This is a genomic window from Mesorhizobium sp. B2-6-2 (assembly GCF_006440615.1).
Taxonomy (GTDB): Bacteria; Pseudomonadota; Alphaproteobacteria; order Rhizobiales; family Rhizobiaceae; genus Mesorhizobium.
In genome coordinates this window covers 368,576-389,727 of sequence record NZ_VFUG01000002.1, presented here as the reverse complement: position 1 = coordinate 389,727, position 21,152 = coordinate 368,576, and the positions used below count along the sequence as shown (strand labels likewise).

Genomic DNA, 21,152 nt, shown 5'->3' with positions numbered 1-21,152 from the left:
AGGGTTTAGACGAAGCTCGCCGGCGAACATTTGCGCTAGCTCAAATTTGCAGCCGCTCGCGGGTGGAAATGCGAGGACTTGCCACCACGCTGTCGCTGCGCCGATGGAATTCGGTTTCGACATGCATTGGATACGCAGCTTGGAGGTGGCGGGTAGCTCTGCTGGATCAATCCGATCCCTGCTCAAGATTGATCCCGGTCAACGTATGCGTGCGCGACATGCCTTAGCCTGAGCTTCCCGCCAGACCAGGATCCGTTTGACCTTGATCAAGGCCGCCTCCAGCCGCCGCGCTAGGAATGGCCTTGAAGGAGCTTGCCATGACCAGCTTGCACGATCTCACCCCGAAATTCAGGAACATCCGCCTGCTTCTGGCGCGCGAGAAAGGTCATCCGGAAGGAGACCGCGAAGAGGGCTACGACGTGCTTGCGCCGCTCACAGGCGAAGGACGCCTGGATGCACGGGAATGGAAATCGCATCAAGGGGTCTGCCGCGTTCGCCGTTTCCGTACCGGCGAGGACGACCTAGTCGGCCGCTTGCGCCGCAAGCCGGGCGGACAATGGTTTTTCGACTATGCCGAAGGCGACCGTGACGACGAGGTTGGCTTTCACCTCGGCGAGGAGCGCTTCGTCACCGGCGAGTATGTCTCCATAAAGCGCAACGGGGCCATGCACACTTATCAAGTTGCCCGGGTCGAGCAGCCATAACATTTTTGTTGAAGCCGTCGGAGGGACTCATGTCACGCCGCATACTTGTCCTCATCGGCCATCCCGACCCGTCCCCCGACCGGCTCTGCCGCGCCTTGGCCTCGGCATATGCTGAAGCCGCGGAGGCCGCGGGCCATGCCGTCCGCGAGATCGATCTGGCCTCGCTGGACATTCCGTTCCTTCGGACGATGCAGGAGTTCGAGCACGGGTCGATCCCCGGCAGCCTCAGGGAGGCGGCCGACGCAGTCGTGTGGGCGGAGCATCTCGTCTTCGTCTTCCCGCTTTGGCTGGGCACCGTGCCGGCAATGCTGAAAGCGTTCCTCGAGCAGGTCATGCGGCCGGGCACGGCATTCGCCTATCCGGAACAGGGTGAGGGTTTCGCGAAATCCTTGCTGCGCGGCCGCTCCGCCCGCCTGATCGTGACGATGGGAATGCCCGCGGCCGTCTACCGGATCTGGTTTCTTAGCCATGGAATTGCCGGCGTGCGGCGCGGCATTCTCAACTTTGTCGGGATCAGGCCGGTGCGCGAAACATTGCTCGGCATGGTCGCGAACGCCAGCGACGTGAAACGGGCGAGCTGGCTAAAGCAGATGCAGCGGCTCGGCGCGCGCGCCGTCTAGAGCATGATGCCGAAAAGTGTGGAGGGGTTTTTCGGACGATATCATCTCTTTGATCTAGAGCCGGCCGGACCCGTCATGGCCGCAGGACGGCGGCGCCGCTCAGCCTGCCCATTCGCAAATCATCCAGCGCCTGGTTTGCCTGCTCAAGCGGATAGACCTTTGTATGCGTGCGCACCTGAGCGCGCTGCGCTATCGGAAAGAACTCCTCCGCGTCGCGCCGAGTGAGATTGGCGCAACGGCAACGGAAAAGCGCCGGTCCGGCATCCGTTCCTAGCGCGAGTGCCTGACCTTGACCGGGTGCGGCCGTGCGTGACGGCCAAGACCGTAGTCCACGGAAGCGTCGTTGCGCTTCCCAGCGGAAAGCATTGCGAGATAAAGGCCTGCTGCGGCAAGATAGGCCAGGCCCAGTATTCCAGCCCAGATTTCGATCATGTCGGAAGTCATGTTCAGGCACCCCAGGTTGATTGGTTCGACCGGATGATCGCCGAGCCAATTCATCCGGGCCTTGATCGTGGTCAATTGCACAGGACGAAAGCCTCGCGGGTGCCCGATCTGGTGATTTCGGGACAGCCCTACGTAGTTTCCCGTAGGGAGATAACCGAATTTCGACGTGGCTGGATTTGCGCGATTGCTGTTGTCGCAGATTCACCGAGACCACAGCCATGCACGCTCAAGCTTCCGCCAAGATCGAACTGCAGTCCTATCACTCCCATCAGAGCCCTGCGTCCGTCTTTGAAGGGCCGACGACGCCGGTCAGCTTCTTCCCGTCAGGGGCGGAAATCTACGCCCAGGGCGAAAAGGCCGGCGCTCTCTACCAGGTCGAATTCGGCGCCGTGCGCATCTATCGCCTGCTCGCCGACGGCCGCAGACAGATCAGCGCGTTCTATCTGGCGGGAGAAACCTTCGGCTTCGAGGCCGACGCCACGCATCACTTCTTCGCCGAGGCGATCAACGCGACCGGCGTCCGGGTCCATCGCACTTCCTCGGGCATGGACATGTCGCGCCAGCTCCTGCCTCTCGCGCTCAAAGGCCTGACGCGGGCGCAGGAACATCTGCTAGTGCTTGGCCGCCAGAACGCCATCGAGCGCGTCGCGGCATTCCTCGTCGAGATGGCGGAGCGCCAAGGCGGGTTGCGGCAGATGGAACTGCCGATGTCGCGCAACGACATCGGCGACTATCTCGGCCTTACCATCGAAACCGTCTCGCGGGTCTTCACCCGCCTGAAGGAGAAGGGCGTGATCCGCCTGCTCAGCCTGCGCAGCATCGAAATTCTCAAGCGCGAGACACTGCTGGCGATGGGGGAATGAGGCCGCTCGGGCCAATCGCCCGCTCCTCAATCCTGAAAGGGACGACCATGAAAACCACGCTTGCAACCCATAGCGGATTTCGCTTCGAAGTGCGCCGTGCGCGCCCTGACGATGAGCCGCTTGTCGCACAGTTCTTCACTCACGTGACGCCGGAGGATATGCGCTTCCGCTTCCTCGGCGCGGTGCGGGAAGTGTCGCATGAGCGCCTGGTGGCGATGACCCGTTCCGACGATGCGCATATCCATAATTTTCTCGCCTTCTCGACCGACGGAATGCTGATCGCGGTGGCGACCCTCGCCACCGATCCGGCCGACAGGCGCGGTGAGGTCGCCATCTGCATTCGCGAGGACCGTAAGCATCTCGGCGTCGGCTGGGAATTTCTCGGCTATATCGCGCACTATGCCGACGACCATGGCATCGAGACGATCGAGTCGATCGAAAGCCGCGAAAATCGCGCGGCGATCGAGCTTGAGCGCGAGATGGGCTTCACTGTCGCGACGGACCCTGACGATCCGACGCTTGTCTTGGTCCAGCGGAAGCTCGGCGCCACGTTGGCGAATTAAGATCCTGCCATTTCCAGCCGTGTGGGAGCCCGCTACCAGGGTCGTGGAGATCGGGAGCGGGCGCAAATGGCACCTCCGAGGGATCGGCCATCCACCTCAATCGACAGCTCCCGCATGTGAGGGACGTTCCGCCAATAGCGGGAGACCGTTCCGCTCAGGCGGTTTCGACGCCGAGCAGTTCTGTCGCCACCGCGCGCTCTTCGTCGGCCGGAATGACAAGCACATCGACACGGGAATTCGCGGCACTCACAAGGTCTTCGCCGCTGCCATTCAAACCGTCATCCATGGCGACGCCCAGCCATGCGGCAGCCTCGCATATCCGTCGCCGGACCGCCGGCGCATGCTCGCCGATGCCGGCGGTGAACACCAGCGTGTCGAGCCCGCCCAGCGCGGCCGCCAGTGACCCGATCTCTCGCCCGACCCGATAGACAAACAGATCGACAGCGCGGATTGCCGCCGGGTCCTTCGACGCCAGCAGCGTCTGCATGTTTCCCGAGATGCCAGATACGCCGAGAAGCCCGGACTTCTCGTAAAGCAAGGTCGACAGTTCGTCGGAGGACAGCTTCCTGTCTTGCAGAAGGTGCAGGAGGACGCCCGGATCGATCGCGCCGCAACGCGTGCTCATGACCAGGCCGTCGAGCGTCGAGAAACCCATGGTGGTGGCCTGGCTTACTCCTGCCTTCATCGCGCAAAGGCTCGCGCCGCTGCCAAGATGGGCGACGACAGCGCGGCCACCCGCGCCGGCGCCGTAACGCGCGCGGAGCTCGTTGGCGATATGGCTGTAGGAGAGCCCGTGGAACCCATAGGACACCATGCCCTGCTCCGACATCTCGTGCGGCAGGCCATACAGTCTTGCGATCTGGGGCTGCGTGGCGTGAAAGGCGGTATCGAAGCAGCCGACTTGCATGGCGTCGGGCAGAAGACCGTGGGCCAGATCGACGAGCTCCAGGTTGATCGCCTGATGAATTGGAGCGAGCGGCTCGAGCTTGCGCAAGGCATCGAGCGTGGCCTGGTCAAGCAGCGTTGCGCGGGCAAACTCCCGACCGCCATGGACGATGCGATGCCCGACCCTGCTCACTCGGCGCAACAGGCCGCGGTCCGTCAGATAGGACGCAACGGCTTCGAATGCCTCCGCGACGGAGATCGCTCGTTCGCCGAGGCTCCTGTCGAACGGCGGCGTCGTTGCCGTGGGCGCGACATGAAGTCTGGGCCGCTCGCCGATTGACGAGACGCTGCCACGCATCAGCAGATGAAGCTCACGGCGTCCTTGAAAAGCGGCGAACTTCAGGCTCGATGAGCCGCCATTGAGGACAAGAATGACATCAGTCATGTTCGACCGGTTCCAGCCGGTTTTGCGGGTCGGATCCTGTCGGCCTGGCGCTTCGGCATCGGCTACTGCTCCCATTTCCAGCCGAGGATCTCCGGCATGTCCTGCCCGTGCTCGCGGATATAGGCCCGGTGCTCGATCAGCTTGCCTTCCATGGCCTGTTTCAGCTGGATATGCGCGCCGGCCGGCTCGGGAATGCGGTCGAGCACGCCGAGCACCAGATGGTAGCGGTCGAGCCCATTGAGCACGGTCATGTCGAAGGGTGTCGTCGTCGTCCCTTCCTCATTGTAGCCGCGCACGTGGATGTTGTCGTGATTGGTCCGCCGGTAGGTCAGGCGATGGATGGTCCAGGGATAGCCGTGATAAGCGAAGATAACGGGCTTGTCGCTGGTGAACAAAGCATCGAACTCGCGATCCGACAGCCCGTGCGGATGGTGTTCCCTTGGCTGCAGGGTCATCAGGTCGACGATGTTGACCACACGGACCTTGAGGTCGGGAATGTGGCGCCTCAGGATTTGAACGGCGGCCAGCGTCTCGAGCGTCGGCACGTCTCCGGCGCAGGCCATCACCACATCCGGCTCGGCCCCGCCGTCGGTCGACGCCCAACCCCATATGCCGATGCCGGCGTTGCAATGGACTTTCGCCTCGTCGATGGACAGCCACTGCCAGGAATTGGCTTTGCCGGCGACGATGATGTTGATGCGGTTCCATGTCCGCAGCACATGATCCGTCACGCAGAGCAGGCTATTGGCATCAGCCGGCAGATAGACGCGCACGACATCCGCCTTCTTGTTCAACGCCACGTCGATGAAACCCGGATCCTGATGGCTGAAGCCGTTGTGCTCCTGCTGCCAGACATGGCTGGACAACAGATAGTTCAGCGAAGCGATCGGCCGCCGCCAGGCAAGCTTGCGGCAGGCATCCAGCCATTTCGCATGCTGGTTGAACATGGAATCGACGATGTGCGTGAAGGCTTCGTAGCAGGAGAAGAGGCCGTGGCGCCCGGTAAGAAGGTAGCCTTCCAGCCAACCCTGACACGTATGCTCGGATAGAATTTCCAGAACCCTGCCTTCTCGACCGAGATGCACGTCCTCGGGCAGGATCTCTTCCATCCAGGCGCGCTCCGTCACCTCGAAGACGTCCTGCAGCCGGTTCGATGCCGTTTCGTCGGGCCCGACGATGCGGAAGTTCCTGGTGCCTTGATTCAATGCCATGACGTCACGCAGGAAACGGCCCATCACACGGGTCGACTCTGCCTTGACGCCGCCGGGCCGCTCGACCGGGACGGCGTGCTCTTGCAAGGCAGGCAGTTCGAGAGACCGGCGCAGCAGGCCGCCATTGGCGTGCGGGTTGGCGCTCATGCGCCTTTCACCTTTTGGCGCAGTAGCGCGGACCGCAGCCACAGGCTCGCCGGCGGCGTCGAAGAGCTCTTCGGGCCGGTAGCTTCTCATCCATTCCTCGAGCATCCTCAGATGCGCGGGGTTTTCGGCGAGGCCGGAAAGCGGGACTTGGTGGGCGCGCCAGAATCCTTCGGTCTTCAGCCCGTCGACCTGCTTGGGACCGGTCCAGCCCTTCGGGCTTCGCAATACGATCATCGGCCAGGTCGGCCGCGGCTGCGCGGTCTTTGCTCCGCTACGAGCCGTGTTCTGAATCGCCTTGATGCGGTCGAGCGCATCGTCGAGCACGAGCGCCATTCGCTCATGCATCCACGCCGGATCGTCGCCCTCGACGAACAACGGCTCGTAACCATAGCCGACGAACAAGGCACGCAGCTCTTCTTCGGGAATGCGAGCGAGAATGGTGGGATTGGCGATCTTGTAGCCGTTGAGATGGAGGATCGGCAGCACCGCGCCGTCAAGCGCCGGGTTGAGGAACTTGTTGGAGTGCCAGGAGGTGGCGAGCGGTCCGGTTTCCGCCTCGCCGTCGCCAACCACGCAGGCGACGACAAGATCCGGGTTGTCGAAAGCCGCGCCATAGGCATGCGAAAGCGCGTAGCCAAGCTCGCCGCCTTCATGGATCGAGCCGGGCACGTCGGGAGCGGCATGGCTTGGGATGCCGCCCGGAAAGGAGAACTGCCGGAAGAGCTTCTTCATTCCAGCCTCGCCCGGCGCGACGTCCGGATTGATTTCGCTGTAGGTGCCTTCGAGGTAGCTGTTGGCAACCATCGCGGGTCCGCCATGGCCCGGACCGCAGACATAGATGACATTGGCGTCGCGTTGCCGGATCACTCGGTTCAAATGCGCATAGATGAGACTGAGGCCCGGCGATGTGCCCCAATGGCCGAGCAGCCGCGGCTTGACGTGCTCCAGCCGAAGCGGCTCGCGAAGCAGCGGATTGTCGAGCAGATAGATCTGCCCGATGGTCAGGTAGTTGGCGGCACGCCAGTAGGCATCGACGTCGTGCAGTTCCTGTGCGGACAAGCGATTGGTGCTGGGACGCTCGGTCATTTTCCGACTCCTTCGCTGGTGCCAGACCCACCCGGCTGAAGCTGAACGCTTGAAGGCCGCCACCGGTTCACCACTGGTCGGTGTCAACAACGGTGACTTTCGATTTATCCGGGCAAGACCAGATCGAGCTTTGATCCATCGCAAATGCCGGTCGGGTGCGACCAAATTCTAAAGCCCGGTTGCGTCGCAAGACAGCGCCGTCTTTGTTTCAGAGCAACGAACGCGTCGTGTGGCTCAGGCAGACTGTTGCATCCAAATGCGGACAATCTGCATGAAGCGCAAACTGAACGACGAGGCGACGATGGACGGGATCATGCGCGCGACCCCGGCAACGATCCGCGTCGTTCTCCAGCACGGAATGCTTTGCGTCGGCTGTCCGATCGCTTCCTTTCACACCGTTTCCGAAGCGGCGCGCGAGCATGATTTGGATGAGGACCAACTTCGCCGCGACCTTGAGGCAGCAATCAAAAGCGGTGACGTGGATTAGCTTTTCGATCCACGCGCTTCGGCGACCACGACGAGCCGATGAGGCTCGACCACGACGACCCTTTGGCGCCCGCTTTTCACCAGCCCCTGGTCTTCCCAGGCCGAAAGCAACCGGCTTACCGTGTGAAGCGTCGTGCCCGTCATCTCCGCAATGTCCTGGCGCGAGATCGGAAAATCGATCAGGATTCCTTCCTCGGTCTTCTTTCCCGATTGTTTGACCAGTTTGAGCAATGCATTCGCGACGCGCTGCTCGACCTGCTCGGTAGACATCTCGATGACGCGTGTGTGGGCATCCTGCAGCCTGCTTCCCACCATCCTGTAAGTGTTGGCGCTGAGGCTCGGAAAACTCGTCGCGAATGTCGGCCAGAGATGGCTTGGCCAGGCAAGCACCACGCAATCGACGGCGGCGAGGGCATTTGCCGGATAGGTCGTCCGGCCAAGCGCGCCGGCGATCCCCATCAGCTCGCCCGGGCCTATGTATCGCACGGTTACCTCGTGCCCGGCCGGGGTCGATTTCACCACGCGCACATGGCCGTCAAGCAGCAGGAAGAACGAACGGGCCTCCTGTTCCTGCTCGAACACCGATTGACCCCTGGCGATCCGGATCGACCTTGCCTGTCCGACGATGCGATCGAGATCGGCGACCGCGATCCCCTCGAAGAGGGACAGCCCGGCAATCAGCGATCGGTCAAGGCTTGCCAATTGGCTTTTCTCCCGCTTTCAACAACGCAACGCGCTCAAAGTCCCGCGACTGGACTTTGTCACGGACCGCAGCCCGTCGACAAGCGAAGCCTCCTGTCGCTACCGCTGGCCATTCACGCGCCTGCTTTGATCTAACGCAAATTCCATCCTTCCGGGCCGGGATAGAGATGGGATCGAACAGGCAGCAAGCCTGGTCACCGATGAGGCATGCCATGGCAATTCCGCGGACGCGGCCAAGCGTCTATCCGGCAATTCTCTCCTACGGGTTCCGGCCCTTCTTTCTACTCGGCTCGCTGCAGGCAGGCACAGCTATACTTTTTTGGTTGCCTCTCTATTACGGCAAGCTCGGGACCTTCAGCACCTTCCTGCCCGTGGACTGGCATGTTCACGAATTGCTCTTTGGCTATCTGCCGGCAGTGGTGACGGGTTTCCTGCTGACCGCAATTCCGAATTGGACCGGTCGGCTTCCGGTTCAGGATTTCCGTCTGCTGGCCCTCGTGCTGCTTTGGATTGCCGGCCGGGCGGCCGTGTTCTTTTCGGCGGAAACGGGCTGGCTCCTGAGCGCCGTCATAGACTGCTCCTTTCTTCTGGCGGTGGTGGCTGCCGCCGCGACGGAGATCGTTGTCGGGCGAAATTGGCGGAACCTCAAGGTGCTGCTGCCGGTCGCGACCCTTTTTGCGGCAAATGTCATGTTTCATGCCGAAGCGCATTACCAGGGGATCTCCGACATGAGCCGGCGCCTCGGGCTTGCGGCGGTTGTCCTCCTCGTCATGATTGTCGGCGGGCGGATCGTTCCGAGCTTCACCCGCAACTGGCTGGTTCGCGAGAAGCCGGGCCGGCTCCCGGCATCGTTCGGCAGGTTCGATGTCGGGACCATCGCGCTGTCGGCTGTCGCGCTCGTCGCGTGGACGTTTTTTCCCGACGCCATCGCAACCGGCGTGTTGCTGGTCGCCGCCGCTATCTTCAACGCCGTCCGGCTTGCCCGCTGGGCGGGCTATCGGACGCTGCCAGACCCTTTGGTTCTGATCCTACATGTTGCCTTCGCCTTCGTGCCAGTTGAACTTCTGCTTGCCGGCTTGAGCGTCCTCGCCCCGGAAAGGATTCGGGCGATGGCCGGCATTCATGCCTTTGCGGTGGGAGCGATCGCCTCCATGACGCTTGCCGTCATGGCCCGCGCCACGCTTTGCCATACGGGCCGCGAATTGAGGGCAAGCGCCGGCACCTGCGCGGTTTTCGCCGCCATCATCGTTGCCGCCATCCTGCGCGTGGCCGCCGGCATGGCGCCTGCCATGGCAATTCTCCTCCATCTCTCGGCGGCGTTCTGGGCCGCGGCCTTCATCGGCTACGCGGTCCTGTTCGGCGGCATGCTGATGCGGCCGCGACTCAATGCGCGCAGCAGGACTCTCTCTTGAGGAAGCGCATGTTGTGGAGGGCATCCACCGGGCCTACATGTCGAACATAATCCGCGATGGCGACGGTGCGATTGTCCGGTCGGCGGGCCGCCTGAAATTTAGGCCTCCCATGTCCGTGACCACCGCCGCTGCGGGTCGCCACTCATCGCCTGGGATCGACCTGAGTTCTCGAGAAACAAGGAACCCGTATGACTTCGAAGTCCGTCTTGCTTGACAGGGTTCGCCCTGCCGCCGAACAGCCTCTGCTTCGCCCCGGCGTCGATCGGGCGTCGATAGGAAAACTGGTTCGCGAATTCTATTCCAGGGTGAGAAAGGATGGGCGGCTCGGGCCTATCTTCGCCGGCGAAATTGTCGGCGATTGGGAGCCTCATCTGGAGAAGATGACGGACTTCTGGTGCTCCGTCATCTTGAAGAGCGGCGACTATAACGGCCGACCGGTCCCGGCTCACCTGAAGCTCAAGGACGTCACCGAAGCCGATTTCGACATCTGGCTGGCTCTCTTTCGCGAAACGGCGGCAGAGCTGTTCACGCCCGAAATCGCGGCGGTCTTTGTCGAGCGGGCGGAGCGGATAGCGGCGAGCCTGAAGCTCGCCATGTTCTTTCGCCCAGGCTCCGCCGTCGCCCCGTCAAATGCTGCGGGCTCGGCTTGATTTTACGCAAGGACTGCAGCGGTCGGGTTGCGTAGTTTCCCTGGATGGTCCTCGATCTCTGCGTCGGCACGATCGTCATCAGCCTGACGGTGCTGATCCACACGTTCGGTCTTATCGCGATCACACGCGTGATGGCGCGTCTTGTGGCGCACTTGCGCATGCACGGTCGGCGTAGCCGGATCATCGCCATGATCAGCGTGGTGATGGGACTTTTCGCGGTCATGACGGCGGAAGTCTGGCTTTGGGCCGGTCTGTACCGACTGCTCGGAATCCTGAGCGATTTCGAGACGGCGCTCTACTTTTCGACCATCACCTTTTCGACCGTTGGCTACGGAGATGTGGTGCCTGCCCATGGCTGGCGCATCCTGGCGGCCCTGGAAGGCATCAACGGCTTTCTGCTGATCGGCTGGTCGACTGCCTATCTGATAGCGGCCGGCACGCGTGTCGGTCCCTTCAAGGTCGGCGAGCACTTCTGATGCGCAGTTCCGGCCTTAAACCGCTAACGAGTGCCTGCCGGTTCCATTGTTGAGATATTTGTCAAACTTGGCCGCCACCGTCCGCACGAGCGGACGGTTTTCCTCCGGCACGACGAAGTTGTCGCCGTCGAGCCGAAGCAGCTGGCCGGCGCCGCTGATAGCCAACCGGCTCGCTTCGCAGAGCAATGTTTGGCCGACCGCTCCAAAGCGTTTGACAAGCTCTGTCGCCGAGAACGTGAAGTTGCACATCAGACGCTCGATGATCCACCCTCGCGCCAGATCGTCCAGACTGAATTCGACGCCCCGGGCTATTGCCAGCCGTCCGGAATTCACGACCTTTTCGTACTCGCCCGTCGCAACGATGTTTTGTGCGTGGCCCTGGCGATACCGGCTGATCGAGGAGGGACCGAGGCCGATCAGGGTTTCGCACTGGTCTTCGGTATAGCCCTGGAAATTGCGGCGGATCCTGCCCGCGCGCGCGGCGACCGCCAGCATGTCCTGCGGCTTGGCGAAATGGTCCAATCCCAATGCCTCATAGCCGGCATCGACAATCAGCCGCGCGGCAAGCTGCGACTGCGCCAGGCGCGCGGTGGAGTCGGGCAGCCAGGCTTCATCGATCATCGTCTGGTGCTTCTTGAACCACGGCACATGCGCGTAGCCGAACAGGGCCAACCTGTCCGGCGCCAGGGTCAGCGCCTGGGCGACCGTCGCCGCTACGCTCTCGCAGGTCTGGTGCGGCAGCCCGTAGAGCAGATCCAGGTTGACGGAAAGAACGCCCCGCGCACGCACCGCATCAACAATGCCTTTGGTCAGCGCGAAACTCTGCTCGCGATTGATCGCCTTCTGCACCCTGGGATCGAAGTCTTGGACACCAAGGCTGGCTCGCGTCATGCCGATCGCCGCGAAGGCGTCGAGCCGCCCCTCGTCCATATCGTTTGGGTCGATCTCGACGCTGAGGCTGGCACCGTCGAGGAAGTCGAACCGATCCCGCAATGCCTTTCCGAGCATGAGGATGTCTTCGGGCTTGAGCATTGTCGGGGAACCGCCACCAAAGTGAACAGCTCGGACCCTGCTCCTGCCGCTCACAAGGCGGCCGACCGTTTCGATCTCCTTGTGAAGCGAACGCAGGAAGGTGGCGACGGGCGCATAGTGACGCGTCTGTTTGGTATGGCAGGCGCAGAACCAGCACAACCGGTCGCAATAGGGGATGTGCACATAGAGCGATACCTCGTCGTCGCCCTCAAGCGCATCCATCCACCCGCGCACCGCGACCGCGTCAACACCGGGATGAAAGTGGGGTGCCGTGGGATAGCTCGTGTAACGCGGTACATTGTCGCCGAGGCCCAATGTGTGAGTTGGCCTCGGGGAATGGACGGGAGCGGCGGGAGCGGTCATGACGGCCAAACTGCCCGAACGACGCCGGCAAAGCCTTGATTTCGATCAAGGCGGCCACTGCCGCGGCCATGCTCCAGCGATCGCTGCAACCCTCCCAAACAAAAGCCCTTCACGTTTGACTTGAATCAAGGCCCGGCAACGGAAAATCCCGAAATGGTGCCGCGAGCGGGAATTCCGCCGAACCTTTCGAGACGAGATCGGGGACTTGCGATGAAATATGGCACGGAGATGGTCCTTCTAAGCCTGTTTGCGTTTGGCGCCGTTGTCGCCGCCGGTTTCGGCGCGGATGAACCTTTCCGCCAGCATATGTGGGTTTTGTTCTTCGCCGTCGCCGGCTTCACCGCGATCCTGCTGCGCAACTCGGACTTCAAGCCAGCGTTGTCGGTCGACCCGGAAGCTTACATGGATGGACCGGTCCGCTACGGCGCCATCGCGACGATGTTCTGGGGTGTCGTCGGCATGACGGTCGGCGTCATTATCGCGCTTCAGCTCGCTTTCCCCGATCTTAACATCCCACCCTGGTTCAATTTCGGCCGCCTGCGTCCGCTGCACACCTCCGGCGTCGTCTTTGCCTTTGGCGGCAACGCGCTGATTTGCACCTCGCTTTACGTCGTCCAACGCACCTGTCGGGCGCGGCTGTTCGGCGGCAATCTTGCCTGGTTCGTCTTCTGGGGATATCAGCTTTTCATCGTCATGGCTGCGACCGGATACCTGCTCGGCATCACCGAGAGCCGCGAGTACGCCGAGCCGGAATGGTATGTCGACATCTGGCTGACGATTGTCTGGGTCGCGTATCTGATCCTTTTCCTTGGCACCATTTTGAAGCGCAAGGAACCGCACATCTACGTCGCCAACTGGTTCTACCTGTCCTTCATCGTCACCATCGCGATGCTGCACGTCGTCAACAATCTGTCGATGCCGGCTTCATTCCTGGGATCGAAGAGCTATTCGGCCTTCTCAGGTGTCCAGGACGCGCTCACACAATGGTGGTACGGGCACAATGCGGTCGGCTTCTTCCTCACCGCGGGCTTCCTTGGCATGATGTATTACTTCGTACCCAAGCAGGTGAACCGGCCGGTCTATTCCTACCGCCTGTCGATCATCCACTTCTGGGCGCTGATCTTCCTCTACATCTGGGCGGGTCCGCACCACCTCCACTACACCGCCCTGCCCGATTGGGCTCAGACGCTGGGCATGGTGTTCTCGATCATGCTGTGGATGCCCTCCTGGGGCGGCATGATCAACGGCCTCATGACCCTCTCCGGGGCCTGGGACAAGATCCGCACGGATCCGATCGTGCGCATGATGGTTGCGGCCATCGCGTTCTACGGCATGTCGACCTTCGAAGGGCCGATGATGTCGATCAAAACCGTCAACTCGCTGTCCCACTATACGGACTGGACAATCGGCCACGTCCATTCGGGCGCGCTCGGCTGGGTCGGCCTGATCTCGTTCGGCGCCATCTACTACATGGTGCCGAAGCTATGGAACCGACCGCGGCTCTACTCGACGCGGCTTGTCACCTGGCACTTTTGGCTGGCGACGCTGGGCATCGTCGTTTACGCGGCCGTCATGTGGGTGTCCGGCATCATGCAGGGCCTGATGTGGCGCGAGTACGACGAACAAGGGTTCCTCGTCTATTCCTTCGCCGAGACCGTCGCTGCCATGCACCCCTACTACGTCATGCGCGGCACCGGCGGCGCCATGTACCTCGCCGGCGCTCTGATCATGGCCTGGAACATCACCATGACCATCCGCGGCTACCAGCGCGAGGAACAACCTCTGCCGGGCGCGGCGCCCGCCCTCCAGCCTGCCGAATGAGGAGCCAGACATGGGCCTGATGGACAGACATGCTCTAATCGAGAAGAACGCAACCCTGCTTCTCGTTGGATCCCTGCTGGTCGTGACAGTCGGCGGCATCGTCGAGATCGCGCCGCTCTTCTATCTCGACAACACGATCGAGAAGGTCGACGGCATGCGGCCTTATTCGCCGCTGGAACTGGCCGGTCGCAACATCTACGTGCGCGAGGGTTGCTATCTCTGCCATAGCCAGATGATCAGGCCGTTCCGGGACGAGGTGGAACGCTACGGCCACTACAGCCTGGCGGCGGAGTCGATGTACGATCACCCGTTCCAGTGGGGATCCAAGCGGACCGGACCCGATCTCGCTCGCGTCGGCGACCGCTACTCCAATAGCTGGCACGTCCAGCACCTTAGCGATCCGCGTTCCGTCGTGCCCGAGTCGGTCATGCCGAGCTACGCGTTCCTGAAGGACACCCCGATCGAGGTGAAGAACTTCTCGACGCATCTGGTCGCCAACAGGCGCGTCGGTGTGCCCTACTCCGACGACATGATCGCCAATGCCAATGCGGATCTGACGGCGCAGGCTGATCCCAATGCAGACACGTCAGGCCTGGAGAAGAGATACCCGAAGGCCAAGGTCGGCGATTTCGACGGCAACCCCCAGCAGGTCACCGAGATGGACGCCCTGGTGGCCTATCTCCAGATGCTCGGCACCTTGGTCGATTTCAAGAACTACGACGAAGCCGCCGGCTACCGCTGAGGAGAAACAACCGATGGACTACAATTTGATGCGGGAGTTCGCCGACAGCTGGGGCCTGCTCGCAATGGCCCTGTTCTTTGTCGGCTGCATTGCTTTTGCCTTTCGCCCGGGCGGCAAGTCGCATGCCGATCACGCCGCGCAGATTCCTCTCCAGGACGACTGATCATGAGCAGCGAGCATGTCGACGAAATCTCCGGCGTCACGACCACCGGCCATGAGTGGGACGGGATCAAGGAGCTCAACAATCCCCTGCCGCGCTGGTGGGTGATAACCTTCTACATCACCATCGCCTGGGCGGCCGCCTACACGATCGCCTATCCCGCTTGGCCGATGCTGAGTTCCGCCACCAAAGGCGTCCTGGGCTTTTCCAGCCGCAACGATGTCAAGAACGAGATGGCGGCCGCGGAAGCCACCAAGGCCAAATATGTGGCGGCAATACAATCCAAGACGGTTTCGGAGATCGCCGCAGATGACGCATTGCGCGAATTTGCCGTCGCGGCGGGCGGTGCCGCATTCAAGGTCAATTGCGTGCAGTGCCACGGCTCCGGCGCCCAAGGATCGACAGACTTTCCGAACCTCAACGACGACGATTGGCTCTGGGGTGGCAAGGCGGAGCAGATCCAGCAGACGATCACCCACGGAATCCGGTTCGCGGCTGATGCCGATACCCGCCAGTCGGAGATGCCTGCCTTTGCCGATGTGCTCAAGCCGGAGCAGATCGCCGAGGTCAGCGCCTTTGTCGCCAGCCTTTCGGGACCGCTGCGGGACCAAACCCTGATCGAGCCCGGCGCCAAGGTTTTCGCGGACAATTGCGCGGCCTGCCATGGCGAGAACGCGAAGGGCAACAGGGACCTCGGGGCACCCGATCTGACGGATGCGATCTGGCTCCACGGTTCCGGCGAAGCCGCGATTGCCTCTCAGGTGCGCGCGCCGAAGAACGGGGTGATGCCGGCCTGGGTCGGCCGGCTCGGCGAGACGACGGTCAAGGAACTGGCTGTCTATGTCCATTCGCTTGGCGGCGGAGAATAGGAGCGGGGCCTATTCTCGGCCCTCAGCCGCTCAAGCGACGAGGCCCGGCCGTGCCGGGCCTCGACTTGCTTCTGATGACTCAAATTTGACCTGCATCAACGCGCCGCGCGAGCGACTGCAACACTGCTGGAGACAGGCGGCGTCATTCGCCGCGATTGGAGATCGTCGTGCTGGATCAGGCGCAGGTGGAACGGCTCGATGCCGAAGCGGTCAACTCGGCAAAGACGCGACCGCCGCTTTACGCCGCACGCAAGAAGATCTTTCCGAAGCGGGCCTCCGGCCGTTTCCGCCAGTTCAAATGGCTGGTGATGGCGATCACGCTCGGCATCTATTACCTGACGCCATGGCTGCGCTGGGATCGTGGTCCGTTTGCGCCCGATCAGGCCGTCCTCATCGATCTGGCCAATCGCCGGTTTTATTTCTTCTTCATCGAGATTTGGCCGCAGGAATTCTATTACGTCGCGGGCCTTCTCATGATGGCGGGGGTGGGTCTCTTCCTGATCACATCGACCGTCGGGCGAGCCTGGTGCGGCTATGCCTGCCCACAGACCGTCTGGGTGGACCTGTTCCTTGTCGTGGAACGCGCGGTTGAAGGCGATCGCAATGCCCGCATCAAGCTGGAAGCCGCACCCTGGAGTACCCGCAAACTTGTCCTGCGCGCATCCAAGCACGCGATCTGGCTCATCATCGCGGTAGCCACCGGCGGCGCCTGGATCTTCTACTTCGCCGACGCGCCGAAGCTGCTCGGCGAAGTTGTCACCGGGACGGCGGCGCCCGTGGCCTATGTCACCATCGCCGTCCTGACCGGCACCACCTATGTCTTCGGCGGACTGATGCGCGAGCAGGTCTGCACCTACATGTGCCCATGGCCGCGAATTCAGGCCGCCATGCTTGACGAAAATTCGCTGACCGTCACCTACAATGACTGGCGCGGCGAACCGCGTTCGCGCCATGCAAAGAAGGCTCTCGCCGCCGGTTTGCCGGCCGGCGATTGCGTCGACTGCAACGCCTGCGTTGCCGTCTGCCCGATGGGAATCGACATCCGCGACGGGCAGCAGCTCGAATGCATCACCTGCGCACTCTGCATCGACGCCTGCGACGGCGTCATGGACAAGCTCGGTCGCGAGCGCGGACTGATCTCCTATGCAACATTGGCGGACTACAATGCCAACATGGCGGTGGCGACCGCGGGTGGCACGAGTCCAGTCAATCCATCGCTGGTAAGAACAACGACCGGCGCTTTCGTCGACGGCCTGGCGCATTTCCATCTGGGCAAGATCTTCCGGTTGCGCACCTACATCTATCTCGGCGCATGGTCGACGATCGGCCTGGTGCTCGTCTATTCGCTGGTGACGCGCGAACGGCTGGAGCTCAATGTCCTGCATGACCGCAATCCTCAGTTCGTGACGCTCTCGGACGGCTCCATCCGCAACGGCTACACGGTCAAGCTGCTCAACATGATACCCGCACCAAGGACGATCGAGGTCATGCTGCAGGGTCTCGACGGCGGCGAGATGAGCATTGTCGGTGTGGACCAGGCCCCTAGCCGCTCATTTTCCGTTGCGGTCGAACCCGACCGGCTAAAGGTGCTCAAGGTCTTTGTTCGCCAACCGGTGGACCGGATCAGGGAGCCGGCGCAGAGCTTCGAATTCCGCATCGAGGACAAGGCGAGCTCGGAATCGGCCGAATACACCGCCAGTTTCAACGCACCGAAGAACGACAAATGAGCACCGGTTTGCAGAAGTCGCGCGAGTTCACCGGCCGGCACATGTTGATCGTGATCGTGAGCTTCTTCGCGGTGGTGATCGGGGTCAACGTCACGATGGCCACGCTCGCCCGAAAGAGTTGGACCGGCCTCGTTGTCGAGAACACCTATGTGGCGAGCCAAAAGTTCAACGAGGAGGCTCGGAAAGGACGAGCGCAGGCAGCACTAGGCTGGACAGGCAAGCTGACCATCGCCTCCGGAGAAGTCCGCTACAGCCTTGTCGATGAACACGGCGAAGCGCTGCAGCTGCGCGGCGTCAGAATATTGTTCCGGCACCCGGCCTACGAAGCGGAAGACGAAGCCCTGACGCTTGCCGCACCGGCGGGCGTCGCCCAGGGGAATGCGCAAGAGTTTGCCGTGCATCACACGCCAAAGGACGGCGTCTGGATCGTCGAGATCGATGCCGACGCGGGCCTTGCCGCTCCATTTCGCGACGTCCGCCGCCTCATGATCGCGAACGGAGCCCTGCAATGAGTTGCTGCGCGCCGGGGGCCGAGATGGCTCTGGAGGTCGTGGACGCGGCATCCGCTGTGCCCTCCAGCGACGAAATAAAACTGGCTAGCCGCGCATTGGACGGCGGCTACCGCCAGACGGATCTGTCAGTTCCGTCCGTTCATTGCGCGGGCTGCATCCAGGCGATCGAGGCGGCCCTGGCGAAGATCGACAACATAGAGTGCGCCCGCGTCAATCTCTCAACCAAGAGAGTATCCGTTCGCTGGCGCGGGGAACAGGTTCCGCCGTTTCTCGCAGCGCTTTCAAGGCTTGGCTATCAGGCGCATCTGTTCGACCCGGAAATCCAGGAAAAAGACCGAACCCTGTCGGAGCTGATCCGCGCCGTCGCCGTCGCCGGCTTCGCGGCAGGCAACATCATGCTGCTGTCGGTATCGGTCTGGTCCGGCGCCGAGGGCGCGACGCGCGATCTGTTCCACTGGCTGTCCGCGTTGATCGCCATCCCGGCCCTGGCCTTCGCCGGCGGCATCTACTTCCGCTCAGCCGCGAACGCGCTGCGCCATGGCCGCATGAACATGGACGTGCCGATTGCGGTGGGTGTGTCGCTGGCTTACGCGATGAGCCTCTACGAGACCATCAACCACGGCGAGCACGCCTATTTCGACGCCTCGGTGTCGCTGCTCTTCTTCCTGCTGATCGGCCGCACGCTGGACCATGTGATGCGCGAGCGCGCGCGGACCGCCGTCGATGGTCTGTCAAGGCTCGCGTCGCGGGGTTCGCTTGTCCTGACGGATGACGGCACGCGCGAATACGTGCCCGTCGCCGAACTGATGCCGGGAATGCGCCTGCTCATCGCGGCCGGAGAACGCATACCGGTCGACGGCGACATACTCAGCGGAAGCTCCGACCTGGATTGCTCGATCGTCTCCGGGGAGAGCGCGCCAAAGACCGTCGGCGCCGGCGCCCATGTGCAGGCCGGCACGCTCAACCTGACGGGTCCGCTGACGATGCGGGCGACCGCCGCCGCGAAGGATTCCTTCCTGGCGGAAATGGTTCGACTGATGGAGGCCGCCGAAGGTGGCCGCTCACGCTATCGACGCATCGCCGATCGCGTGTCGGCGCTCTACGCGCCCGTGGTCCACCTGGTGGCCTTCGCGACATTCCTTGGCTGGATGGCCGCGTCCGGCGACTGGCACCGCGCCATGACCATTGCCATCGCCGTGCTCATCATCACCTGCCCCTGCGCGCTCGGCCTTGCGGTGCCGATCGTCCAGGTCGTTGCGGCCCGACGTCTGTTCGAGGCCGGCGTCATGGTCAAGGACGGTTCGGCCATGGAGCGTCTCGCGACGATCGACACGGCTGTCTTCGACAAGACCGGGACGCTGACGCTCGGGCGTCCAAAACTGGTGAATGCGTCATCGATCGATCCGATCATGCTTTCGATCGCGGCAGACATGGCGGTTCATTCCCGCCATCCGTTCTCAAGGGCAATCGCCAGTTATGCAGGGTATTCCGGCCGGCCCGTCGTCGAATCCGTCAGCGAGCATCCGGGCTTCGGCATTGAAGCCATAACGGAGGGGAATACGTGGCGGCTAGGAAGGCGTGGATGGGCGGGCTGGAAGGCTCGCACCGGCGGGGAAGGCAAGCTCGGCGGCTATGGCGGCACGGTGCTCTCAAAGAATGGAAACATCGTTGCGTGTTTTGCTTTCGATGACGCGCTGCGACAAGACGCCAGGGCAGCGATCCGGCAGTTGAAGGACGCCGGCGTGTCCGTCGATATGCTGTCCGGAGATACTGCGAAGGCCTGTGGCGAGGTTGCCAGATCGCTGGGTGTCGACAGTTTCGCGCCTGCGCTGCTGCCCTCGGGAAAGGTCGAGTGGATCGAGGCGCTGACCCGCGCCGGACACAAGGTGCTGATGGTGGGCGACGGCCTCAACGACACACCGGCGTTGCGGGCAGCGCATGTTTCGATGGCTCCGGCAACCGCCGCCGACATTGGCCGGCAGGCAGCGGATTTCGTCTTCCTGCGTGAAAGCCTGCTTGCGGTCCCTCTGGCGATGGATGTCTCGCGCAAGGCTGGCCGGCTCATTCGCCAGAACATCGCCATCGCGATCGTGTACAACGCTTTTGCCGTTCCGATCGCCGTTCTGGGCCACGTGACGCCGCTCATAGCGGCGATCGCAATGAGCGCCTCTTCACTGATCGTGATTGCAAATGCGATGCGGCTTCAGGCACGGGCGAAAGCGGCACCTGAAGCTGCGCCGGCCCGGCGCCGCACCGATGTCGTCGACGCTGCCCGCCCATGACCACGCTCGTCTATCTCATACCAGTAGCCCTGTTCCTGGGAGCGCTCGGTTTGTCTGGCTTCCTGTGGGCCTTGCGCAGCGGCCAGTATGAGGACCTCGATGGAGCGGCAGAGCGGATACTGATCGAACCTGATCGCCGAGACGGCGAAGGCCGGCAATCAAACTGACATGGATCAAGGCGGCGTGGCTCTCGACGTCCGAAAAGCGGCTGACGAAAGCGGGAGATTTCGATGCAGGCTCGCGACATCATGACGACGCCGGTGGTCACAATCACCGCCTCTGCCTCGGTTGCCAAAGCGGCAGATCTGATGCTGACCAGGAACATCCGTTGCCTGCCGGTCGTGGGAGACGATGGATCGCTGGCTGGCGTCATCAGCGAAGGCGATTTCCTGCGCCGGGGCGAGCTTGGCACCAGACGTGCGCGGCCTCGCTGGCTGGAGGTTCTTCTCGGTCCAGGCAAGCTCGCTGACGAGTATGTCCGTTCGAGCGGCCGGCGGGTGGACGAGGTTATGACCACCGGCGTCATTTCCGCAGCGCCCGGCGCCTCGCTCGCCGAGGTCGTAGACCTTATGGCGACCCACGACATCAAGAACGTCCTTATCCTTGACGCGGGGAAGATCGTCGGCATCGTCAGCCGCTCCGATCTGATGCGTACTCTCCTTCGCACTCTGCCCAAATCAGGCGCTGCGACCGTCGACGACGAGGTCATCCGCAGGAACATTCTTGCCGAGTTGCGGGGCCAATCCTGGAGCGTCGGTGGCGACCTTATCGGCGTCACCGTCAAAAAAGGAGAGGTCGAGCTGAATGGCGCCATTTTCGACGAGCGCCAGCGAAAGGCCGCAGTCGTTGCCGCGGAGAACGTCGCCGGGGTCAAGACAGTCACCGACAAGCTCTTCTGCGCCGGACCGTTGTCGGTCCTGCTCCTCTCCTAACGAGGGTCGGCGTTTATC

General features: G+C 62.5%; 22 protein-coding genes and 1 pseudogene. 17 read left to right on the top strand and 6 right to left on the bottom strand.

What is annotated here, in order from left to right:
- Nucleotides 1-296: 296 nt before the first annotated feature.
- Nucleotides 297-704 carry a hypothetical protein gene (locus FJ419_RS07230; RefSeq protein ID WP_246679136.1) on the top strand — a complete coding sequence of 136 codons (408 nt, stop codon included), beginning with the start codon at nt 297-299 and terminating at the stop codon, nt 702-704.
- A 29-nt stretch (nt 705-733) separates the two neighbouring features.
- Nucleotides 734-1,324 (top strand): NAD(P)H-dependent oxidoreductase, encoded by a 591-nt coding sequence (locus tag FJ419_RS07225; RefSeq protein ID WP_140541812.1) that lies wholly within the window; start codon nt 734-736, stop codon nt 1,322-1,324.
- 73 nt (nt 1,325-1,397) lie between these two features.
- Here the strand turns inward: FJ419_RS07225 and FJ419_RS07220 are convergent.
- Both FJ419_RS07220 and FJ419_RS30715 read right to left on the bottom strand, forming a co-directional pair.
- Nucleotides 1,398-1,556: pseudogene (locus FJ419_RS07220) on the bottom strand (alcohol dehydrogenase); the annotation flags it as partial.
- 38 nt (nt 1,557-1,594) lie between these two features.
- Nucleotides 1,595-1,843, bottom strand: coding sequence for a hypothetical protein (locus FJ419_RS30715; protein ID WP_181170643.1), 249 nt, complete (start codon nt 1,841-1,843; stop codon nt 1,595-1,597).
- 143 nt (nt 1,844-1,986) lie between these two features.
- On the opposite strand from FJ419_RS30715, the gene FJ419_RS07215 reads away from it, so the two are divergent.
- Both FJ419_RS07215 and FJ419_RS07210 read left to right on the top strand, forming a co-directional pair.
- A complete protein-coding gene (locus tag FJ419_RS07215) occupies nt 1,987-2,631 on the top strand; it encodes a helix-turn-helix domain-containing protein (RefSeq protein WP_140688899.1) in 645 nt (214 codons plus the stop codon).
- A 47-nt stretch (nt 2,632-2,678) separates the two neighbouring features.
- Nucleotides 2,679-3,194: a GNAT family N-acetyltransferase gene (locus tag FJ419_RS07210; protein WP_140688897.1), complete on the top strand. Its 516-nt coding sequence runs from the start codon at nt 2,679-2,681 to the stop codon at nt 3,192-3,194.
- Nucleotides 3,195-3,348: 154 nt separating this feature from the next.
- Here the strand turns inward: FJ419_RS07210 and FJ419_RS07205 are convergent, their stop codons facing one another.
- Nucleotides 3,349-4,524 carry an acetate/propionate family kinase gene (locus FJ419_RS07205; RefSeq protein WP_140688895.1) on the bottom strand — a complete coding sequence of 392 codons (1,176 nt, stop codon included), beginning with the start codon at nt 4,522-4,524 and terminating at the stop codon, nt 3,349-3,351.
- 62 nt (nt 4,525-4,586) lie between these two features.
- Nucleotides 4,587-6,968, bottom strand: a complete 2,382-nt coding sequence (locus FJ419_RS07200; protein ID WP_140688892.1) for a phosphoketolase family protein — start codon at nt 6,966-6,968, stop codon at nt 4,587-4,589.
- Nucleotides 6,969-7,239: 271 nt separating this feature from the next.
- Here FJ419_RS07200 and FJ419_RS07195 point away from each other — a divergent pair, with 271 nt between their 5' ends.
- Nucleotides 7,240-7,455, top strand: coding sequence for a DUF1858 domain-containing protein (locus tag FJ419_RS07195; RefSeq protein WP_140688886.1), 216 nt, complete (start codon nt 7,240-7,242; stop codon nt 7,453-7,455).
- Here FJ419_RS07195 and FJ419_RS07190 read toward each other — a convergent pair.
- Nucleotides 7,452-8,156, bottom strand: a complete 705-nt coding sequence (locus FJ419_RS07190) for a Crp/Fnr family transcriptional regulator (RefSeq protein WP_140688884.1) — start codon at nt 8,154-8,156, stop codon at nt 7,452-7,454. The genes FJ419_RS07195 and FJ419_RS07190 overlap by 4 nt on opposite strands.
- A gap of 212 nt (nt 8,157-8,368) precedes the next feature.
- On the opposite strand from FJ419_RS07190, the gene FJ419_RS07185 reads away from it, so the two are divergent.
- The 3 genes from FJ419_RS07185 to FJ419_RS07175 all read left to right on the top strand — a co-directional run bounded on the left by FJ419_RS07185 (nt 8,369) and on the right by FJ419_RS07175 (nt 10,694).
- The gene (locus tag FJ419_RS07185) at nt 8,369-9,568 is read left to right on the top strand and encodes an NnrS family protein (RefSeq protein ID WP_140689331.1); all 1,200 of its coding nucleotides are present in this window, start codon (nt 8,369-8,371) and stop codon (nt 9,566-9,568) included.
- 188 nt (nt 9,569-9,756) lie between these two features.
- Complete coding sequence (locus FJ419_RS07180; protein ID WP_140688882.1) at nt 9,757-10,218, top strand: group III truncated hemoglobin; 462 nt, start codon at nt 9,757-9,759, stop codon at nt 10,216-10,218.
- A gap of 44 nt (nt 10,219-10,262) precedes the next feature.
- Nucleotides 10,263-10,694, top strand: a complete 432-nt coding sequence (locus tag FJ419_RS07175; protein WP_140688880.1) for a potassium channel family protein — start codon at nt 10,263-10,265, stop codon at nt 10,692-10,694.
- 15 nt (nt 10,695-10,709) lie between these two features.
- On the opposite strand, the gene hemN is transcribed toward FJ419_RS07175, so the two are convergent.
- Nucleotides 10,710-12,089 carry an oxygen-independent coproporphyrinogen III oxidase gene (gene hemN, locus FJ419_RS07170; RefSeq protein ID WP_140688878.1) on the bottom strand — a complete coding sequence of 460 codons (1,380 nt, stop codon included), beginning with the start codon at nt 12,087-12,089 and terminating at the stop codon, nt 10,710-10,712.
- A gap of 210 nt (nt 12,090-12,299) precedes the next feature.
- Between hemN and ccoN the strand changes: the two genes are divergently transcribed.
- The 9 genes from ccoN (at nt 12,300) to FJ419_RS07125 (ending at nt 21,134) form a co-directional block, all read left to right on the top strand.
- Nucleotides 12,300-13,910 (top strand): cytochrome-c oxidase, cbb3-type subunit I, encoded by a 1,611-nt coding sequence (gene ccoN / locus FJ419_RS07165; RefSeq protein WP_140688876.1) that lies wholly within the window; start codon nt 12,300-12,302, stop codon nt 13,908-13,910.
- 10 nt (nt 13,911-13,920) lie between these two features.
- Entirely contained in the window at nt 13,921-14,652 is a 732-nt protein-coding gene (ccoO, locus tag FJ419_RS07160; RefSeq protein ID WP_140541800.1) for a cytochrome-c oxidase, cbb3-type subunit II, read from the top strand.
- Between the two features lie 13 nt (nt 14,653-14,665).
- Nucleotides 14,666-14,815, top strand: coding sequence for a cbb3-type cytochrome c oxidase subunit 3 (locus FJ419_RS07155; RefSeq protein ID WP_140541799.1), 150 nt, complete (start codon nt 14,666-14,668; stop codon nt 14,813-14,815).
- Between the two features lie 2 nt (nt 14,816-14,817).
- Nucleotides 14,818-15,681 carry a cytochrome-c oxidase, cbb3-type subunit III gene (ccoP, locus tag FJ419_RS07150; protein WP_140688874.1) on the top strand — a complete coding sequence of 288 codons (864 nt, stop codon included), beginning with the start codon at nt 14,818-14,820 and terminating at the stop codon, nt 15,679-15,681.
- Between the two features lie 167 nt (nt 15,682-15,848).
- Nucleotides 15,849-17,408 carry a cytochrome c oxidase accessory protein CcoG gene (ccoG, locus tag FJ419_RS07145; protein WP_181170633.1) on the top strand — a complete coding sequence of 520 codons (1,560 nt, stop codon included), beginning with the start codon at nt 15,849-15,851 and terminating at the stop codon, nt 17,406-17,408.
- The gene (locus tag FJ419_RS07140) at nt 17,405-17,920 is read left to right on the top strand and encodes a FixH family protein (protein WP_140688872.1); all 516 of its coding nucleotides are present in this window, start codon (nt 17,405-17,407) and stop codon (nt 17,918-17,920) included. Before ccoG ends, FJ419_RS07140 begins: the two co-directional genes overlap by 4 nt.
- Nucleotides 17,917-20,202: a cation-translocating P-type ATPase gene (locus FJ419_RS07135; protein WP_140688870.1), complete on the top strand. Its 2,286-nt coding sequence runs from the start codon at nt 17,917-17,919 to the stop codon at nt 20,200-20,202. The genes FJ419_RS07140 and FJ419_RS07135 overlap by 4 nt, the downstream gene beginning before the upstream one ends.
- The gene (ccoS, locus tag FJ419_RS07130) at nt 20,199-20,369 is read left to right on the top strand and encodes a cbb3-type cytochrome oxidase assembly protein CcoS (RefSeq protein ID WP_140541795.1); all 171 of its coding nucleotides are present in this window, start codon (nt 20,199-20,201) and stop codon (nt 20,367-20,369) included. Before FJ419_RS07135 ends, ccoS begins: the two co-directional genes overlap by 4 nt.
- A 63-nt stretch (nt 20,370-20,432) precedes the next feature.
- On the top strand, nt 20,433-21,134 hold the full coding sequence (locus FJ419_RS07125) for a CBS domain-containing protein (protein ID WP_140688868.1): 702 nt from the start codon (nt 20,433-20,435) through the stop codon (nt 21,132-21,134).
- Nucleotides 21,135-21,152 lie beyond the last annotated feature (18 nt).

What these genes read in the sequence shown, in the direction of transcription:
- FJ419_RS07230 (WP_246679136.1), top strand. Translation starts at nt 297, where the DNA reads ATGGCCTTGAAGGAGCTTGCCATGACCAGCTTGCACGATCTCACCCCG.
- FJ419_RS07125 (WP_140688868.1), top strand. Translation starts at nt 20,433, where the DNA reads ATGCAGGCTCGCGACATCATGACGACGCCGGTGGTCACAATCACCGCC.
- ccoP (WP_140688874.1), top strand. Translation starts at nt 14,818, where the DNA reads ATGAGCAGCGAGCATGTCGACGAAATCTCCGGCGTCACGACCACCGGC.
- FJ419_RS07175 (WP_140688880.1), top strand. Translation starts at nt 10,263, where the DNA reads ATGGTCCTCGATCTCTGCGTCGGCACGATCGTCATCAGCCTGACGGTG.
- FJ419_RS07225 (WP_140541812.1), top strand. Translation starts at nt 734, where the DNA reads ATGTCACGCCGCATACTTGTCCTCATCGGCCATCCCGACCCGTCCCCC.
- FJ419_RS07200 (WP_140688892.1), bottom strand. Translation starts at nt 6,968, where the DNA reads ATGACCGAGCGTCCCAGCACCAATCGCTTGTCCGCACAGGAACTGCAC.
- FJ419_RS07195 (WP_140688886.1), top strand. Translation starts at nt 7,240, where the DNA reads ATGAAGCGCAAACTGAACGACGAGGCGACGATGGACGGGATCATGCGC.
- FJ419_RS07180 (WP_140688882.1), top strand. Translation starts at nt 9,757, where the DNA reads ATGACTTCGAAGTCCGTCTTGCTTGACAGGGTTCGCCCTGCCGCCGAA.
- ccoN (WP_140688876.1), top strand. Translation starts at nt 12,300, where the DNA reads ATGAAATATGGCACGGAGATGGTCCTTCTAAGCCTGTTTGCGTTTGGC.
- FJ419_RS07205 (WP_140688895.1), bottom strand. Translation starts at nt 4,524, where the DNA reads ATGACTGATGTCATTCTTGTCCTCAATGGCGGCTCATCGAGCCTGAAG.
- ccoS (WP_140541795.1), top strand. Translation starts at nt 20,199, where the DNA reads ATGACCACGCTCGTCTATCTCATACCAGTAGCCCTGTTCCTGGGAGCG.
- hemN (WP_140688878.1), bottom strand. Translation starts at nt 12,089, where the DNA reads ATGACCGCTCCCGCCGCTCCCGTCCATTCCCCGAGGCCAACTCACACA.
- FJ419_RS07210 (WP_140688897.1), top strand. Translation starts at nt 2,679, where the DNA reads ATGAAAACCACGCTTGCAACCCATAGCGGATTTCGCTTCGAAGTGCGC.
- ccoO (WP_140541800.1), top strand. Translation starts at nt 13,921, where the DNA reads ATGGGCCTGATGGACAGACATGCTCTAATCGAGAAGAACGCAACCCTG.
- FJ419_RS07185 (WP_140689331.1), top strand. Translation starts at nt 8,369, where the DNA reads ATGGCAATTCCGCGGACGCGGCCAAGCGTCTATCCGGCAATTCTCTCC.
- FJ419_RS07135 (WP_140688870.1), top strand. Translation starts at nt 17,917, where the DNA reads ATGAGTTGCTGCGCGCCGGGGGCCGAGATGGCTCTGGAGGTCGTGGAC.
- FJ419_RS07155 (WP_140541799.1), top strand. Translation starts at nt 14,666, where the DNA reads ATGGACTACAATTTGATGCGGGAGTTCGCCGACAGCTGGGGCCTGCTC.
- FJ419_RS07215 (WP_140688899.1), top strand. Translation starts at nt 1,987, where the DNA reads ATGCACGCTCAAGCTTCCGCCAAGATCGAACTGCAGTCCTATCACTCC.
- FJ419_RS07140 (WP_140688872.1), top strand. Translation starts at nt 17,405, where the DNA reads ATGAGCACCGGTTTGCAGAAGTCGCGCGAGTTCACCGGCCGGCACATG.